At 42.4% G+C, this 17,068-nt stretch carries 7 protein-coding genes; 5 read left to right on the plus strand and 2 right to left on the minus strand.

The window, feature by feature from the left end; all coding sequences use genetic code 11:
• Positions 1-4: 4 nt before the first annotated feature.
• From A3L04_RS02710 to A3L04_RS02720, 3 genes are all read left to right on the plus strand, one after another.
• Positions 5-3,628: a glycosyltransferase family protein gene (locus tag A3L04_RS02710; RefSeq protein ID WP_068576491.1), complete on the plus strand. Its 3,624-nt coding sequence runs from the start codon at positions 5-7 to the stop codon at positions 3,626-3,628.
• Between the two features lie 224 nt (positions 3,629-3,852).
• Positions 3,853-5,061: a hypothetical protein gene (locus A3L04_RS02715; RefSeq protein ID WP_157092396.1), complete on the plus strand. Its 1,209-nt coding sequence runs from the start codon at positions 3,853-3,855 to the stop codon at positions 5,059-5,061.
• Positions 5,058-6,389 (plus strand): glycosyltransferase family 39 protein, encoded by a 1,332-nt coding sequence (locus A3L04_RS02720; RefSeq protein WP_068576495.1) that lies wholly within the window; start codon positions 5,058-5,060, stop codon positions 6,387-6,389. Before A3L04_RS02715 ends, A3L04_RS02720 begins: the two co-directional genes overlap by 4 nt.
• Here A3L04_RS02720 and A3L04_RS02725 read toward each other — a convergent pair.
• Together A3L04_RS02725 and A3L04_RS02730 are read right to left on the minus strand one after the other, a co-directional pair.
• Positions 6,334-7,398 (minus strand): glycosyltransferase family 4 protein, encoded by a 1,065-nt coding sequence (locus A3L04_RS02725; protein WP_068576497.1) that lies wholly within the window; start codon positions 7,396-7,398, stop codon positions 6,334-6,336. The two genes, A3L04_RS02720 and A3L04_RS02725, sit on opposite strands and share 56 nt — an antisense overlap.
• A complete protein-coding gene (locus A3L04_RS02730) occupies positions 7,395-8,510 on the minus strand; it encodes a glycosyltransferase family 2 protein (RefSeq protein ID WP_068576499.1) in 1,116 nt (371 codons plus the stop codon). The genes A3L04_RS02725 and A3L04_RS02730 overlap by 4 nt, the downstream gene beginning before the upstream one ends.
• A gap of 78 nt (positions 8,511-8,588) precedes the next feature.
• Here A3L04_RS02730 and A3L04_RS02735 point away from each other — a divergent pair, with 78 nt between their 5' ends.
• Positions 8,589-10,772 (plus strand): STT3 domain-containing protein, encoded by a 2,184-nt coding sequence (locus A3L04_RS02735; RefSeq protein ID WP_068576502.1) that lies wholly within the window; start codon positions 8,589-8,591, stop codon positions 10,770-10,772.
• A gap of 160 nt (positions 10,773-10,932) precedes the next feature.
• Positions 10,933-16,713, plus strand: coding sequence for an adenosylcobalamin-dependent ribonucleoside-diphosphate reductase (locus A3L04_RS02740; RefSeq protein WP_084448851.1), 5,781 nt, complete (start codon positions 10,933-10,935; stop codon positions 16,711-16,713).
• Positions 16,714-17,068 lie beyond the last annotated feature (355 nt).

Genomic DNA, 17,068 nt, shown 5'->3' on the forward strand with positions numbered 1-17,068 from the left:
AAAGATGATGAAGAATAAAAAACTATTTATAGCAACTTACACTTTGTATGTGGTTGTGGCAATATTTGCCCTTAGGAAATTTACAATAGCTGGTAATATTACTTCAATTCATTCATGGGTGGGAGATCCTGAGTTGTTTTTAAGATTGTACGGCCAGCCGTATAGTTGGAATTATCATTTGACTCGTTCTGAAAACGTTATACAGTTTCTTTCACGCTTGTTCTATATGCCATTTGCCATAATTAGTAAACATCTAAATATTTCGATGTTCAGAGTACTTCCATGGATATATGTGTTATTATTTTCTATAGCTGGGTTCTCCATGTTCTATGCTGTTTACTCAATAATTGAGAGAGACTATAGAAACAGCATAACCACCTACATATCATCTGTCTTAGCAGGGCTATATTATATGTCCTATCCGTTTTTTGCTATAGGAGAGCTTACAGAAATCTTTGTCATGTTTGGATTTTCCCTTTTCCCCTTGGTTGTCATATATTTTATTAAAGGACTTGAAGAACGTTCTTCGAAGTATATAATACTTTCTGTCATACTTGGGACGTACTCTGGGTTTTTCGATATTAGGTATTTGTTTGCCTCATTTATTGTTTATATAACTTATACAATATACCACCTTATTACCTGTAGAATCAAAAAGTGTTGTTTATTAGAAACATTAAAAATTTGGATAATGTTAATAACTGTATTTATACTATTTGGAGGGTTGAACTTATTTATCTTTGCATCCAGTCAGTCTGAATATGCAAATATTCCATTAAACAAGGAAGCTTATCTAATAACATGGAAAGAGGGAGATCCAATAAAACTACTTAATGGCTTCAGCTGGTTCTTACTTCCGGAACAAATGGATTGGGGTAGCTTACCAATTTCAAGATCTATTCAAATGGCACTAGCACTTGTTATACCAATATTATCTATCTTGGCCCTTATACTCACACATAACAAAAAAAGAATAGTAATACCAAGAAGGATCTACTATTTTGCCATATTGCTCTCATTAACTGTAGCTCTGTTTTCCTCCAAGGAATTTGTTAATTGGCTAGTAACTGAGTCTCCAGAGAATTTCTTTATAGGTAGAATGTTTAGGACCCCAAGAATTCCAGCACAGCTGATAAGTATTTCAGTCGGTATTCTGTTTGGAGTGTCAGTAAGAGAGATATTGGAGAGAATTAAACACATTAAAAGAAGTAATGCCCTATTATCTATTACAATTATAATATTAACCTCAATAATCATTATTGGATCATTTCCATTCTTTATGTATGGGACGATAAACAAATGGTTTGTTCCTTTTACAATTCCTCAAGGATACATAGAAGTTAACGATTTTCTTCGGAGCACAGCGGAAGATAGGGCAATATGGTTTCCTCTGTCTTCACCTAGGTGGTACATGCCGAAATCTGGTGGAACATACTTCTATATATATAACTCGGAGGTTCCAACAATATGGCCCTCATTTAATCGATGGGTTTACTTTATGGATTTCACGCTTTCGTCTAAACATTCTCTACTTAACAAGGGCAATACCGACTTATTAGCAGATATCCTCGGAAATATAGGAATTAAGTATTTGATAATTAGTAATGACACTACCAGACTAATTAACAGAAAAATCATCGGGTATCTAAACAAAAGTGAAGATTTTATGTTAATATTTAACAATAGCCATTACTATGTATATAAAGTTTTAGATAATACTTCAAAAATTTCGACAAAATCCATTATAGTAATTGGTGGTGGCCTTAAAACTTTAGAAGATTTATGGCCGCTTAAGTTTTCTAATGGGTGTGTTGTCCTTTTAGATGACAATATTAACAAAAACGTTATTAGATACTCGGATACATTAGTCCTTCCATTTTATTCACACTATTTAGACATTATGGTTCATTTTATTAACAGGAATGATATATATCCTCTAACCCGATATAACAAGGAAGGTGCGAGATATCCAACGGATCCCCACCATGGAATGTGGACTCCATATGTCTCAAACCTACCTCACAGATGGGAGTATCCATACAAAATGGATTACGGATTCTTTACATTTGACAAAGTTAAGGAAGTTAAGATCCCGATAAATATTCCTACAACTTCCAGCTATATTACATTTGCAAGGGTGTTTAAAAATAATGAGGGGGGGAAATTAAAGTTTCGTATCGATAATTTTTCTTCTACAATAATCAATACAAGAGTAATCGACGATGCTAGATTTGTGTGGGTTAAGGTGGGAGAAGTAAATCTGAACAGAGGGTTACATACACTAAACATTGAAAGTATTAATGGAAAGAATGCTATAAATATTATTGCTATTATTCCAAAAGAAGAGTATTTAAAAACTAAAAAATATATCGAGAGGTTATTTTCAAATAAAAGTATCATATATGAACTAAAACTTATAAACAGTTCGTTAACTAGAGAACAAAAAACTGCAATTAGCATAATGAAAAATGGGACCTACAGATTTGCACTAAAAGGGAGTGGCGTGGTTAGAGTATCCCTAGGAAATTACAGCTATGTTGCAATATTAAATAACTCTAGGCTCTGGTATTCACCGCTATTTTACCTCACGATCGGCACATACAATCTAACAATCGAAGCTCTTTCTTCTAATATCCTTCAGAACCCGTCTTTTGAAAATGGTACTAGTGGATGGTCAATAGGAAATACAAAATTCAACGTCAGCTTAGACAACACTACTTCTATAGATGGTATCTACAGCTTGAAAGTCAAAACTAACATAACTAAACCATTGAGTTGGAGCTGGATTGAGAGCGTGGCCATGAATGTAACCCCTGGAAGGGAGTATATCATTGTCACTCACATGAAAACATACAATGTTAATGGTAGCAATATTCCAATCGAGGGTTATTTTGAAAACTTCGGAAAGTGGCAACAACTTCGCCAATGCCCCACAGGAAGAACCGGAACTGGCACTTTCAATTGGACTGAATATCGTTGTATAGTTAAAATCCCAGAGAATGTCACGAAAATTCGCATAATACTTAACGCAGGCTGGGTTCTTGACCCAAGGAAAGGACCGGCAATTACATGGTTCGACGGCATCGGTGTTTATCCAGTTGATAAACTTCCAGTTCTTGATGTTGTCTGGCTTTATTCTGTCAACACTCCTAAGGAAACCCTTGAAGATTTATTCATAGTCAACGGAATACCTGCAACTGTGAAGAACTACACTCGCATTAATCCTACCCTATGGAGAGTTAAGGTATATGCAACAAAACCATTTTTCCTTACCTTCGCCGAGGCGTATGATCCACTTTGGGAAGCAAGGGTTTACAAAGATGGGAAACTTGTAGAGAAAGTTAAGCCAGTCCCTGTTTATGGAGTCATCAATGGGTTCTGGATAAACCAGACGGGTAACCTAACCATTATCCTCCGCTACATTCCCCAGGATTGGTTTGAAAGAGGCCTTGTAATATCAGCAACTACCTTCATCTTTAGCATACTTTACATCTTTTATGATTGGAGAAGAGAAAGGGGGGATAGATGGGCAAAGAAAGTTGAAAAGATAACTCAAAAGTCTAAACAAAAACTTGTATCCATAATATCCTCAATGTTCAGAAAGCTAACTGGGAGGTTCAAGCGATGAAAAGGACATTACTCTTTACATTTTTGTTACTTATCACTCCTTATGTGACAGCTCAAAATGCTTGGTGGCCTATAAATACGTCTATCGAGAACATAAATGGGACTCTAATAGTTAAATCTTTAAAAAGTGAGCCCTTTACCCTTCTTGTTTCTCCCAGATATCCTTTAAATACCAGCTGGAAATTTAACGCTCTTGTTAAAGGGATTAATTTCAACGAGACTTATGTGGAAATAGGGTACTTCTCAAGTAATGGAACGTTCTTATATGCAACTAAATTTACAAAGATTGGTGAGGAAACCTTTGGATGGATAAATCTCACCGTCATTGCTACTCCTCAAAAGGATGCAAACTTTACGGCTTTGATGTTTGTTTTTAACGGTTCTGGTACTCTTTTTATCCGAAACTTTACAGCAACTCCTGTAAATGCGAGTTCCCTTAGCGTGAATTCAACTTTCATTGCTCGCTACCTCTCTTTAACTGATATCCTCCTAGAGCTCAAGCCAAAGAAATACCTGATAGTTAATGAAAGTGACCTTGTAGCCTTAATAATCCTAAATGGGGAAGAGTACCATCCTGGCGATGAAATAAGGGCTGATTTCTACATAATGAATAAAGTCGGCATTGTGGACGAGGTTGATATTAAACTCGAGGTTTACTACCATGGAATAAAGGTGTATTCGTACTCACATCCCTCTTGGAGGGAATATTCAGCTGGCAAAATAGTTCACATCTTCCAATCCTCTAGATTGCCTAGAATAACCCCTCCGGGTAAGTACACGCTGAAGTTCTACATAACCCCTAAGGGAAGAGAGCCTAAGGTTGCCACCACCACAATAGTAGTTAAGCCTACTCTTTCGTGGTTTGCGATGGTCTTTGTCGCTATATCCTTTATGTTATTGCTAGGAATTGTTCTTGTAAAGGCTCCAAAGTTCATAGAGCCTGCAGTCTTAGGACTTAAAAAGGCCTACAAGGAGTTTTCAGTTGGACAAAAGTTCGTATTCTATGCAATTGTTGGCCTGATCTTATCAGCTATTGTGCTTGCATTAGGAGCTGAAAATTATGCAAACGACATCGCAATTGGGGTTTACTACCTATTATTAATTGGAGTCATAAACTTGTGGATTGAGTACTTCGAGCCCAAATGGGATAATCCCAATATTAGAACGATCGCAAGTTTTTACTTACTGGCTCTTCTCTTGTATCTCTCCCGTGTCCAGCTGACTATTTATCCCTCAATGATATCTCTGGGAATTGGAATATCCTTAAGTGTTCTATACTTACGCTCAAGGCCTAAGAGAAAGCTCAGGGTCATTTACGTATCGAGGAAAGATGGGGAGTTATTCATGATTGCTGAGGATGAGGAGTGGAAGTATATGGCGATATCTTCAGGTGATTCGTTTATGCTCGTCGGGAAGAGGAGGGAAGGCAAATGAAAAGAATATTTGTTTTGTGGTTTGCTCTAATATTCCTCCCACTTTTTACCCTCAGACTTTTTCAGGATGAGATGCTGTATATCAATCTTTCAAAATTAGCATTTTCCCTGACTTTTAGGCCCAGATCCTCCCTAGTCTTCCTATTAACGTCACCTCTAGCTGTTGTATCCAACGTTCACGCGAGAGTTTTTCTGCTTAGGCTTTCCACATCTCTGGCAACGTTGCTCGATGTTCTCCTGATTTATAAGATAGCTGAAAAGTTGTTTGGGAAAAGAGAAGCGTTCCTCAGCTCAATTCTTTTCCTTTTCGCATTTACCGTTCTAAGGTATGGGGCAAGATACACCCTTGAACCCTGGGGGACTCTCTTTATGCTACTAGCCGTTTATTGGCTTGAAGATAAACCCCTTTTGTCCTCAATATTCGCAGGCTTGGCATTCTGGGCAAGAGAATCTTGGCTCGTTGTTTGGCCCTTCTATCTGTACTATGCAAGGATCACCAAAAGGCGAGAATTCTTGAAGATCTTTGTGGTATCATTAGTTGTAGTAACCCTAAACTTCCTTTTTATGTACTTGGTTAGTATAGGATACGGAGGGTTTGAAAAAACAACTGTTATAACTTATCCATCTCGAACGATAATGTCTTTCTCATCCTTAATCCCGCTCTTGATCAGGGATTGGATCGAATTTATAGTTGCATATCCCCTCATAACGATCGGCTTCCTATATGCACTGAAAGAAAAATCAAGCCTCAAGGTTGTCTCAATTGGAGCTCTTTTTACCCTTAATGGAATAATTGGCTTCATTATCAATGGGCCCTTTGAAAGATACGCCTTTGGCTCTCTTGCATTTGCAAGTATCTTCGCTGGCAGAGGCCTAGTGCTCCTGTATGAGAAGTTTAAAGTTGGATTTTCGCTGGAAAAAGTTCTGGCTATATTTTTAATAGCTAAATTTGTAGTGTTCAACATTGCAGTCATAGAGTTCAGCGACATAGGGGCAGAGGGTATTCAAGACTATGGGTACTGGTATGACGCGGAGGTATTCAAGATACTAAGCGAGCATGCTAATCCTCAGGAGTTCTTAGCTGGGACTCCCCATCCTCTACTTTTGGGTTTCAGAAATTATTGCTGGCCAGATAGGAACATATCCAAGGCAATATCCTGGGATCCTGACTGGTTGATAACCTTCAAAGCATGGGTTACCATAAACAATACAAAAGACTTGGAGGTATGGTATGTAGGTCCCTATGTGGTAATTCATGCTAAAAGGAAAGGTGCTATAAAAGAAAACGTTCACCTAGGAAATCTTGAGTTCTGGAAGCTAAGAAAGTAGACCTTCTCCTTCCAATGACTCCCATCTTTCTCCTGATTTTCTCATTCTCGAGCAAGAGCCTCAACGCCCTATTGATATCTTTCTCACTAATTCCTATGACAATTCCACACTTCCCATCTTCAACGATAACAGGTAGCTCCCCAACCCCAGTAACTACGACTGGAGTTCCAAGTAGCATGGCCTCTATAACAACCATCCCAAATCCCTCGCTCTTTGAAGACGGCAGAACAAGTACTTTGGCGTTCTTATAGATTTTTACTAGGTCTTCTTTACTAACGAATCCTTTAAACTCTGCATCCACTCCAAGTCTCCTTGCTTCTCTAATGTAGTACTCCCTCAGGTCTCCATCTCCAACGACAACTAACTTGCCATTTATCCCCTTCATGGCCCTTAGTAGCAACTCCAAGTTTTTCCACCTGTGGTACTTCCCCAGCTGGCCAACAAATAAAACATAGCTTCCTCTATAGTTTGGTTCTGCCCTTAAAAAGGCCTCATCAACTGGAGGGTACCTAACTTTAGCCCGAAACCTCTTCCTTTTTAGTACCCTCTGCACGTACCTTGAGACGGCTATTATCCTGGTATTCCTTAACGTAATTCTCTCCACGGTCTTTTCATAAACTCTCGCTAAAATATCTACCAAGGATCCCTTTACGAGCTCGCCTGTATGGTAAAAAACCACAACATCTATCCCAAGGATCTTCCCAACGAGAGAAGCAACATCAGCATAGAAGGGAACTGGAGTGTGGGCTATTATCAAATCCGTCTTCTTGGCAATCTTTATCACTTCAAAGGGAAGCTGCACCCTTATTGGGGTGTTTGAGAGTATGAAGTTCGGCTTTTTTCTTATAACCTTGATATTTCCGATTTCCTCCTCCCTTTCCTTTCCCCTTGTTGCACACACAACGGTAACCTCGTGCTCTTTAGCCAGATCTTTAGCGAGTTTAAATGCATACCTCTCAAGACCTCCTCCCTCTGGATAGAAGTAGGGGGAGAGCATGAGGATTTTCACTCGAACCCCTCCTTAAGCATGAAGATGCTTATAAAGAACGAGAAGAAGACAACCTGCAGTCCGACGGCTATTAAGGTTAGGACTAAGATTGCAGCCTTAACCTCATAAAGTTCCCCATAACCTCTCCTGTACCACTGGTAGAATATCCACAGTCCCAGGAGGAATCCCGAGATTATCATGAACCCTCCAAGTGCTAGACCTTCCTCCAGTATAGAGTATCTCATGAAAAACTCCGTTAGCTCATCGGGCTTTGAGAATCCCTCCTTCACTGCATAAACTTTGGCAGATATCCCGAAGTTGAGGACTTGCAAGCCCACTATAGCGAGAAGGCTTCCCAGGATCATCGTGTGAACCCTAAAGGGGTTCGTGTTATAGGCGTAGATCATAAGGGCTATCCCTAAAATAATTATCAATATTCCGGGAATTAGGAAGAGGTACGTTGGTGAATATAGGAGCATCAGCCTTAGGTGCCTCCAGCCGTCCTTCAGCGAGTGGAGCTTTGATTTTCCTATTCTGGGATAATAGGTGATAGGAACCTCCTTGATCCTTAAACCGGCCCTCACGGCCTCTATTATCATCTCACTAGCAAATTCCATCCCCCTGCACTTGAGGTTCAACCTTTCCAGAACTTCCCTTTTGAAAGCTCTCATCCCACAGTGTGCATCTGAAACGTTTGTCTTGAAGAACACATCTAAGATCTTGGTGAGCAAGGGATTGCCGATGTACCGGTGAAGCCATGGCATGGCTCCGGGTAGAATTTTGCCCTTAAGCCTAGTACAAATGACCAGGTCGGCTTCGTCCTTCATAAGGGGTTCTAAAAGTCTAGGAATGTCCTCGGGCGGATAGCTCCCATCAGGATCCATCATCACTATGTATTTCCCTTTCGCGACCTTAAAACCCTCGAGGTACGCTCCCCCGTACCCTTTGCTCCTCTGCCTTATCACCTTGGCCCCCAATCGTTGGGCTATCTCAGGAGTTCTGTCCTGGCTCTTATCGACCACTATTATCTCGTACTCTACCCCCATATCCTCCAGAACTTCCTTTATCCTTGGGAGTACAGCCTTTATTGCTTCCTCCTCGTTCATCGTTGGCAGAATCACTGAAACGTCCATGTTAATTCCCGTCCCTTAATATCTCCTTGGAGCTTAAAAAGTTATAAGGGAAGGCATTTAAATTCAGGAAAGGGGAATATGAAGAGGGAAAAGTACCTGCTCATCGGCATCTTAACCCTAGCCATAGTACTAAGGTTGCTGCCATTGAGGTTTAATTACATGCTCGGCTATGATCCTTATTTTCACCTTAAGTACATAGAGTACTCCTTGGAAAAAGGCCAATGGATAAACTTCTTTCCCTACGCCTTCGGTCCTTGGGGCATGCAGGTTCACAATTACCATCCCCTTGGCCTCTGGATGACCCCCGGTTACCTATCTAAAGTCCTTCATATTTCCCCGGAAGTTGCGTTTAAGTTAACTCCCCTGATATTTGGAATTCTCACCTTGGTCTTTCTGTGGTATGGTCTTCGAAAGATGTATAATGATAAGGTTGCCCTACTTGGAACTTTCCTTCTTTCGGTAAGCTTCGCTCACATAATGAGATCATGTGCTAACTACTACAGGGGAGACAATTACATGCTGTTCTGGTACTCACTCGTGTTCTTGGGGTTTTCCATCATGTTTGAAAGGCCAAAAGTAGCTTATCCACTAATTCTGCTATCTCTATCCTTCTCATCGATATTCTGGCAGGCTTATTACCCAATCTTCGTTCTGGCCCTTGTTAACGCCCTCATGCTCTCGATCTGGGGCTTTCTCTATGGTGATAAAACTACCATTAAGAAGGTAGCAGTCCTTGTAGCGGGAACACTTGGTTCTGCGGTCTTAGCTGGAATCCTTGGGAGGTACTTTGGTTACGGCATGTTTGGCTACGACAGATCACTTCCAAGACAGTTCACGATCTTTAAGGTTAAGTTCTTAGGAGATGCATTCTTGACTTACTATATCTTCCTAGCCTTAGCCACAGTTGCCGTTTTAGCCGTAATGCTACTCCTTAAAGAGAGAATGAGCTTTAGAATGAAAGTGGCCTTTATTGGGGTGCTGGCTCTTGTATCTCTCTTCGTTCTTGGTAAATTTTACTCGGGCCTGAGCACACTATTCAAAGCACTTCCAATCTCTGAAACACAGAGGCCTAGCATAGGGGACTTTTGGGAGGCATATGGGCTTCAGATATTTTTAATTCCTCTAGCCGTGCTTAAGTTCAGGAAGCCAGACAAATGGGACTTTCTTATTCTGGGCACGGCAATAGCTCTGCTTCCAATGGCCTTTATATGGACGAGGTTCTTCTTCATTGCCTCCATTGCCCTCTCAATGCTTCTAGCCCTGGGGTTCTCTTCCTTAAAGCTTAAGAAAACTGTGGCAACGGCTGTAGTTACTTTGGTTCTCCTAGCGTCATTCCTCCACGGCTTCTACTACACCTATCATTTAAAACCGGAGATGAGCGACAACTGGGAGAGGGCTCTTGACTACCTCGCGAACCACTCAAACGTAAACGATGTAGTTATGGTCTGGTGGGACTACGGAAACTGGGTGACGTACTATTCTACGAGGGCTCCCGTTGCCCAGATAGGCCCGAGTGCATTCGTCGCGAAGTACTATCTAGGCCTTGTAGGTAATAGATCCCTCATGGGCATGGGTGTTGACTACGTTATTGTAGCATTGAATTACATCTACAAGTCAAAGGCAATAGTTGAGACTGCGGGGTTAAACCCGAAGACATCCGGCTACGGTCTTCTGATTCTGTATCCTGCAGGGAGGGAGGGGGGCTACCTGAGGTTCTATGGTGATGGTGTAAATGTTCTCGTCGGAAAGGACTTCATCATGACAGTCCATGGCCAGCCGGTTCTTCCCAGGGAAGTTTTCATAGAGGATAAGTCGGGGATTAAAAGCTTTAGAGTGGATCAAAAATCTGATCTGTATGTTTACGTGAACCTAAACTACAACTACGCCATAGTCACGAACGCAAAAACATTCAACACTCCAATGATAAGACTACTCTTCACCAACGGCACTCCTGGATACAAGCTCGTTTACTCGGACGGCGGAATAATCAAGGTGTACAAGTTTGAACATCCAAACGTTGCAGTTAAAAGAGAAGGGAGCAAAATCGTCATGGCATTTTCGGATCCCGTGGGAAGTAAATTAGTGGTAGAGGGCTTCCTAGATAATGGTACCATGGTCTACAGGAAAGTTTTCAACGTGAAGGGCATGGAAGAACTCTCCCTCCCCCAGGATTTAAACGGTAGCGTCGTGGTTAGGTATGCATACATAGGAAAGTACGTTCTTGACAGGGGTGTCTTCAGGATAGATGACCTCAAAGGATAATTTAACCTGCCTAGTTTTGTGACAACTTCTCTCAAATTTTTTTGTACAATTGATAAGACTCCTAAGGGCAAGGTATAATAGCTGAGCCTCTAACTTTCTGGGTGCTGATAATATTACAGCGATTGCCCCTTTTTAAAAACAAAATGACAGGGGTGTGCTTATGGCAGTTGAAAAAGTGATGAAACGTGATGGCAGGATAGTTCCCTTCGATGAGTCACGTATAAGGTGGGCTGTACAAAGGGCAATGTGGGAAGTGGGAGTTAGGGATGAGAAGAAGCTCGATGAGGTCGTGAAGAATATAGTCAAGAGGATCAACGAGCTCTACGACGGAAAAATACCCCACATCGAAAACATTCAGGATATAGTTGAGCTAGAGCTAATGCGTGCAGGACTCTTTGAAGTAGCTAAGGCTTACATCCTCTACAGGAAGAAGAAGGCTGAAATAAGAGAGGAGAAGAAGAGAATCCTCAACAAGAAAGAGCTGGATGAGATAGACAAGAGGTTCTCAATAAATGCCCTCAGGGTTCTAGCATCGAGGTACCTAAAGAGGGACGAGAACGGCAATATAGTGGAAAGCCCCAGGGAATTATTTGAGAGGGTTGCAATCCTCGCGGTAATTCCAGATCTCCTGTACGATGAGAAGGTCTTCGACAAGGATGGGAACTACGAGCAGGACTTAAAGAGGGTTGAATACTACCTTGAGAACTTCGAGAAGTTTGATGGGAAGTATTCTATTGGGAAGTACAGGCTAAACAAGTACCACTTCGAGAGGATGGTCAATCTTTACAGGGAGCTTGCAGAGAAGGGCAGGATGAAGGTTTCAATTGACGAGTTCTTATCAATGTTGGAGAGGGGAGAGTTTAACAAGTACGAGAGGGAGATAGAGGAGTACTTCAGGCTTATGACAAACCAAGTCTTCATGCCAAACACTCCCGCATTAATTAACTCGGGAAGACCCCTTGGGATGCTTTCAGCCTGCTTCGTGGTTCCAATTGAGGATGACATGGAGAGCATAATGAAAGCTGCTCACGACGTTGCAATGATTCAGAAGGCTGGTGGCGGTACTGGAATGAACTTCTCCAAGCTCAGGCCTGAGGGTGACATTGTTGGAACTACAACTGGGGCAGCATGCTTTACTGGAGATACTAGAATATTGACCGACAGGGGATTCATTCCTATTGAAGAACTCGTAAAAATGAATTCTTCGCCAAAGGTAGTCACTCACAAGGGAACTAAGAAGATAGTGGAGAAATATGACAACGGGGAGATGGAGGTATTCAGAGTTATTACTGAAGATGGATATGAAGTTAAAGTCACAAAGGAGCACAAGTTCTTAGTCTTTGATGAAGACGGTAATCCAGTCCTTAAACCTTTAATGGAACTTAAAGAAGGTGACTATATCTACATCTTAGCGCCTGATGAGTTTGATGCTCCATATGTGGAGCTCAACACGAACGTTGAGCTAAAAAGCAATGGTTATGACGTTAAGCTACCAAATATCCTCGATGAGAAGCTAGCGTATCTAATTGGAATAATCTATGCAGACGGTCATATAAGGCATTACTATGAGAACGGTAGAAGGAAGAACGCGAAGATTGAAATATACCTAAACACGAGCGAAGAGGAAATTAAAGAAAAAGTAAAAAGATATTTCGTGGAGATCTTTGGTATTAAACCAAAGGAGTTTGTTAGAGAGAATCAGCATAAGGTAACACTTGTAATACCTTCTACGAAGATTGTAAAGTTCCTTGAGGCAAATGGGCTTAGCAAAGACAAATCAGAGAACATAAGGGTTCCTGAATTAATCTTCCGGAGCAAGCCAAGCGTTATGGCAGCATTCTTGGCGGGGTTCTTTGATGGAGATGGAACCATAGACCACCATTATAGGATTGCTATTAAGTCTATTTCGGAGCGTTTCATTAAGGAGGTTCAGCTTCTCTTCATGGCACTTGGTATTGTCACGAGCATTCAGGAGTATAAGCCCAAGCAAAATGGTCACAGGAAAGTGTACACCCTAAGAATTCAGACCAAGGACATGAAGCTAAAGGCGTTTGAAAAACTTACTGAGTCAGTTAAGCTTTCGAAGATTAGAGGAGAGGCAGTTTCAGAGTTAAAAGAGAATGGAAAGAACAGGAAGTATTCCTTCCCCTTCAATGCAATCTACAAAATTAGGAAACCAGAAATTCGGGCTAGGATTCAAAATACTTATAAACTCCTTTCATATAGCTCTAAAGTTACACACAGAGCATTTATAAGGAGAGTACTTGAGCTAAAGGATGAGCTTGGCCTTGATGAGGAGGAAGTCGAGTACTTTACAATGCTATCAAAGCTCTATCCAGTAAGGATATCCAAAATAGAACCTCTTGGACTTCAAAAAGTCTATGATATCCAAGTCGAAGATGTCCACCTTCTAACAGGGAACGGCATTTATACGTCCAATAGTGGCCCTGTTTCGTTTATGCACCTCATAGACGCCGTTAGTGACGTCATAAAGCAGGGAGGATGTGTAAGCATAGATTCCTATGTCTATACGGACAAGGGATTAAAGCAACTCAGAGAACTCGTCGTTAACCCTAAGACGGAGTTCCCAATTATGGACGCAATTTACAGCGACGGAAAGTTCGTGGATGCGTACATGGGACAGATCGGAACACAGAAGATGTACAGAATATGGACCGATCTTGGGAACTACCTTGACGCAACGTACAACGAGCTAGTTCTTACCGCCGATGCCAATGGCTTCAAATGGAAGCGCGTTGAAGAGTTGCAGGAGGGGGACATTGTAGTCATCGTGGCTGGTGGCTGGAGAGGGGAAAGGAAGAGGCTTCCCTCAATAAAGGACTTGGGGATCAATGTCCACCACAATTGCAACACCGTTAAAACACCTTCAGAGCTCGATGAGAAACTTGCGGAGTTCTTGGGGTTCTACATAGGGGATGGCGCGTGGAACAATGGAAGGCTGATATTCTCCATTGGGGAGAATGAGAAAGAGCTAGTTGACTACTTCCTTAAACTTGGCGAGGAGCTCTTTGGATTGAAGGGATACGTTACAGAGATGGAAGGAAAGGGGAAGGGTAGATACTATCAGATAGTGTGGTACTCAAAACCCCTAGAGGTGTGGTTTGAAAAGCTCGACTTTAAGAAGAAGAGCCCCGCTAGGGCAGAGATTCCCAGGTTAATACTTCAGTCTGATGAGAAAGTAATAGCGGCGTTCCTCAGAGGGTTATTTGAGGCGGATGGTCTTGTGAGAGAGGATGGTAGGGTATCACTCTCGACGGCATCTCCAGAGCTTGCTAAGCAGGTTCAGCTTGCCCTTCTAGGCCTTGGGATTATAGCCAAGGTTAGGGAATCAAACTACCCTGGCAGGTATTCAAAGAACCCAATATATGTTGTCTCAATCGTCGATAGCTTGAGTACTGAGCTGTTCTATGACAAAATCGGCTTTATAAGGCCCAGAAAGAAACCAGAATTCAAGTACTCAATTAGCAATGTCAGGAAGATACCCTTCGGCGGGAAACTGCTGAAGGATCTGTACGAGGACATCAAGAGGAGGGATAGGACTAGGGCAAAAGAGTTCTACAAGAAGCACAGGATTTACTTTGCTAATGGTAAGTCGACAAAAGGCGTGAGCTTGTTCATGCTGCGGAGAAATAGCCAGGAATTCCCTGAGCTTGAGAGTCTGGTCAAGAATTACGAGAGGTACGCATTTGCTAGGGTCACCAGAAAAGAAATTATTAGTGGAGAAGTGTTCCACCTAGAGGTTCCAGAGACTGAGAGCTATGTCGTCAACGGAATATTGGTCCACAATGTCAGAAGAGGCGCAAATATGGGCATTCTGGAGATTTGGCACCCAGATATCGAAAAATTCATCCATGCTAAGGAAAAGAACATAGGAACGAACGTTTTGGCTAACTTCAACATAAGCGTTGGCATCTGGCAGGACTTCTGGGAGGCCCTTAAGGAGGGCAAGAAGTATCCTCTAATAAACCCCAGGACTGGTGAGGTCGTTAGGGAGGTAGATCCAAAGTCCCTGTTTGAGGAGCTAGCGTTCATGGCTTGGAGCAAGGCCGACCCAGGAGTCATATTCTTCGACGTGATAAACAGGAGAAACGTGCTTAAGGAGGCCAAAGGCGGGCCGATAAGGGCTACCAACCCGTGTGTTGTCGGAAGCACTAAGGTGCTCACGGAGAAAGGAGAGATTGCAATCGAGGAATTATTCACCTTGGCCAAGAATGAAAACATTGAAAGATTGGAGGTCATTGAGAAAGGAGTCTTAGGAAGGGACGGGGAGGAAGTAGCGTATCTGAGCCCCATTAAGGTTATAGCCTCAAACGGAAGGCCAGTTGAGGCTTATGTGTGGAAGGTTGGAGTTAAGCCGACAATAAAGATAGTGCTTGAGGACGGAAGGGAGCTCATAGGAGATGAAGAGCACGAGGTCAAAGTTAACGGTAATTATGTAAAGCTCAAGGAAGTAAAGGAAGGAGATTGTGTTGAAATTTACGGCGGTGAATGCAGAAAGGTCATTAGCGTTGAGAAAGCGGGAGAGCAGATGGTCTACACCCTTACCATGAAGGAAGTCCACGAATACGTAGCCAACGGAATAATAAGCAAGAACTGTGGAGAAGAGCCTCTCTACGAGTACGAATCCTGTAATCTCGCGAGCATAAACCTCGCGAAGTTCGTTAAGTACGATGAAAACGGAAAGCCGTACTTCGACTGGGATGAATACGCTTATGTCATCCAAAAAGTGGCAAAGTACCTCGACAACTCAATAGACGTCAACAAGTTCCCCCTCCCAGAGATCGATTACAACACCAAGCTCACGAGGAGAATCGGCGTTGGGATGATGGGATTGGCTGATGCATTGTTCAAGCTTGGCATCCCCTACAACAGCGAGGAAGGCTTCAAGTTCATGCGCAAGGTCACCGAGTACTTAACCTTCTACGCCTACAAGTACTCGATTGAGGCAGCAAAGAAGAGGGGGACCTTCCCGCTCTACGAGAAGTCAGGCTATCCAAAGGGCGAACTTCCAGTTGAGGGCTACTATCACCCAGAGATCTGGAACTTACCTTGGGATAAATTAGTTGAGGAAATAAAGAAGTACGGCGTTAGAAATGCTATGGTAACAACCTGTCCGCCGACAGGCTCTGTCTCAATGATAGCGGACACCTCAAGTGGAATTGAGCCGGTCTATGCTTTAGTCTACAAGAAATCCGTTACTGTGGGAGAGTTCTACTATGTCGATCCAGTGTTTGAGGCTGAGCTCAGGAGGAGGGGCCTCTACAGTGAAGAACTTTTGAAGAAGATCAGCGACAACTACGGCTCAGTGCAGGGAATAGAGGAGATCCCTGAGGACATGCAGAAAGTATTTGTGACGGCCTTGGACATCCACTGGCTCGACCACATCTTGGCCCAAGCAAGCATTCAGATGTGGCTTACAGATTCCGCAAGTAAAACGATCAACATGATAAATGAAGCTACAGTTGAAGATGTGAAGGCTGCGTACCTCTTCGCGTACTTCCTCGGCTGCAAGGGTGTAACGGTTTACAGGGACGGCTCCCTCTCCGTCCAAGTATATAGTGTTGAGGGTGAGAAGAAGAGGAGGTTCAAGCCAAAGCCTAGTGAATATGCAAAGAAGATCCTTCTTCAGATAGTAGAGAAGGAACCGTGGATAAAGAACTTCGTGAACATAGATAACATACTCAACGGCAGGAGCGAGCAGTTAACTTTTTCACTCCAGCTAAATAAGCCAGCCCCGGCTAAGGTGGAGCAGAGGCAGGCTAAGCCCCAGGAGATTCCAGAGGAGAAGATAAAGGAGCTTCTTGGGGTTGTTTACTGTCCGGTCTGCTACGAGAAGGAAGGAAAGCTGGTTGAGCTGAAGATGGAGAGCGGCTGTGCAACCTGTCCAGTTTGTGGATGGAGCAAGTGCGTTATCTCCTGACCCTTTTTCTTTCTCTATTTGAGAGTGGTTATATGGCTTACGTTCTGGAGTAAGCTTGGAAGAGGAGAAGGTTAGGGGGAGGCCTAGGCTACTAGGTTATCTTTAGAGGTTCCCTATAGGGGGTAAGCTAATTAGGAAGGATAGTTGCGGAGAAACTAAGGAACTTCAAGAATTCATCTTGTGAAAAGGTAATGAATGTATTTTTGCATTTGTTCATGATAAAGTGGAGTTCCCGGGTATTCTAAGGAAGAGCCAGAAATGCTGTAACTCGAAAGACTTAAATTTTGTAATACAGAATTTGCTTATGGTGAATTACATGACTTCGGTTGTTATAAGCATTCGAATCCCACCAGAG

Source organism: Thermococcus chitonophagus (assembly GCF_002214605.1).
GTDB lineage: Archaea > Methanobacteriota_B > Thermococci > Thermococcales > Thermococcaceae > Pyrococcus > Pyrococcus chitonophagus.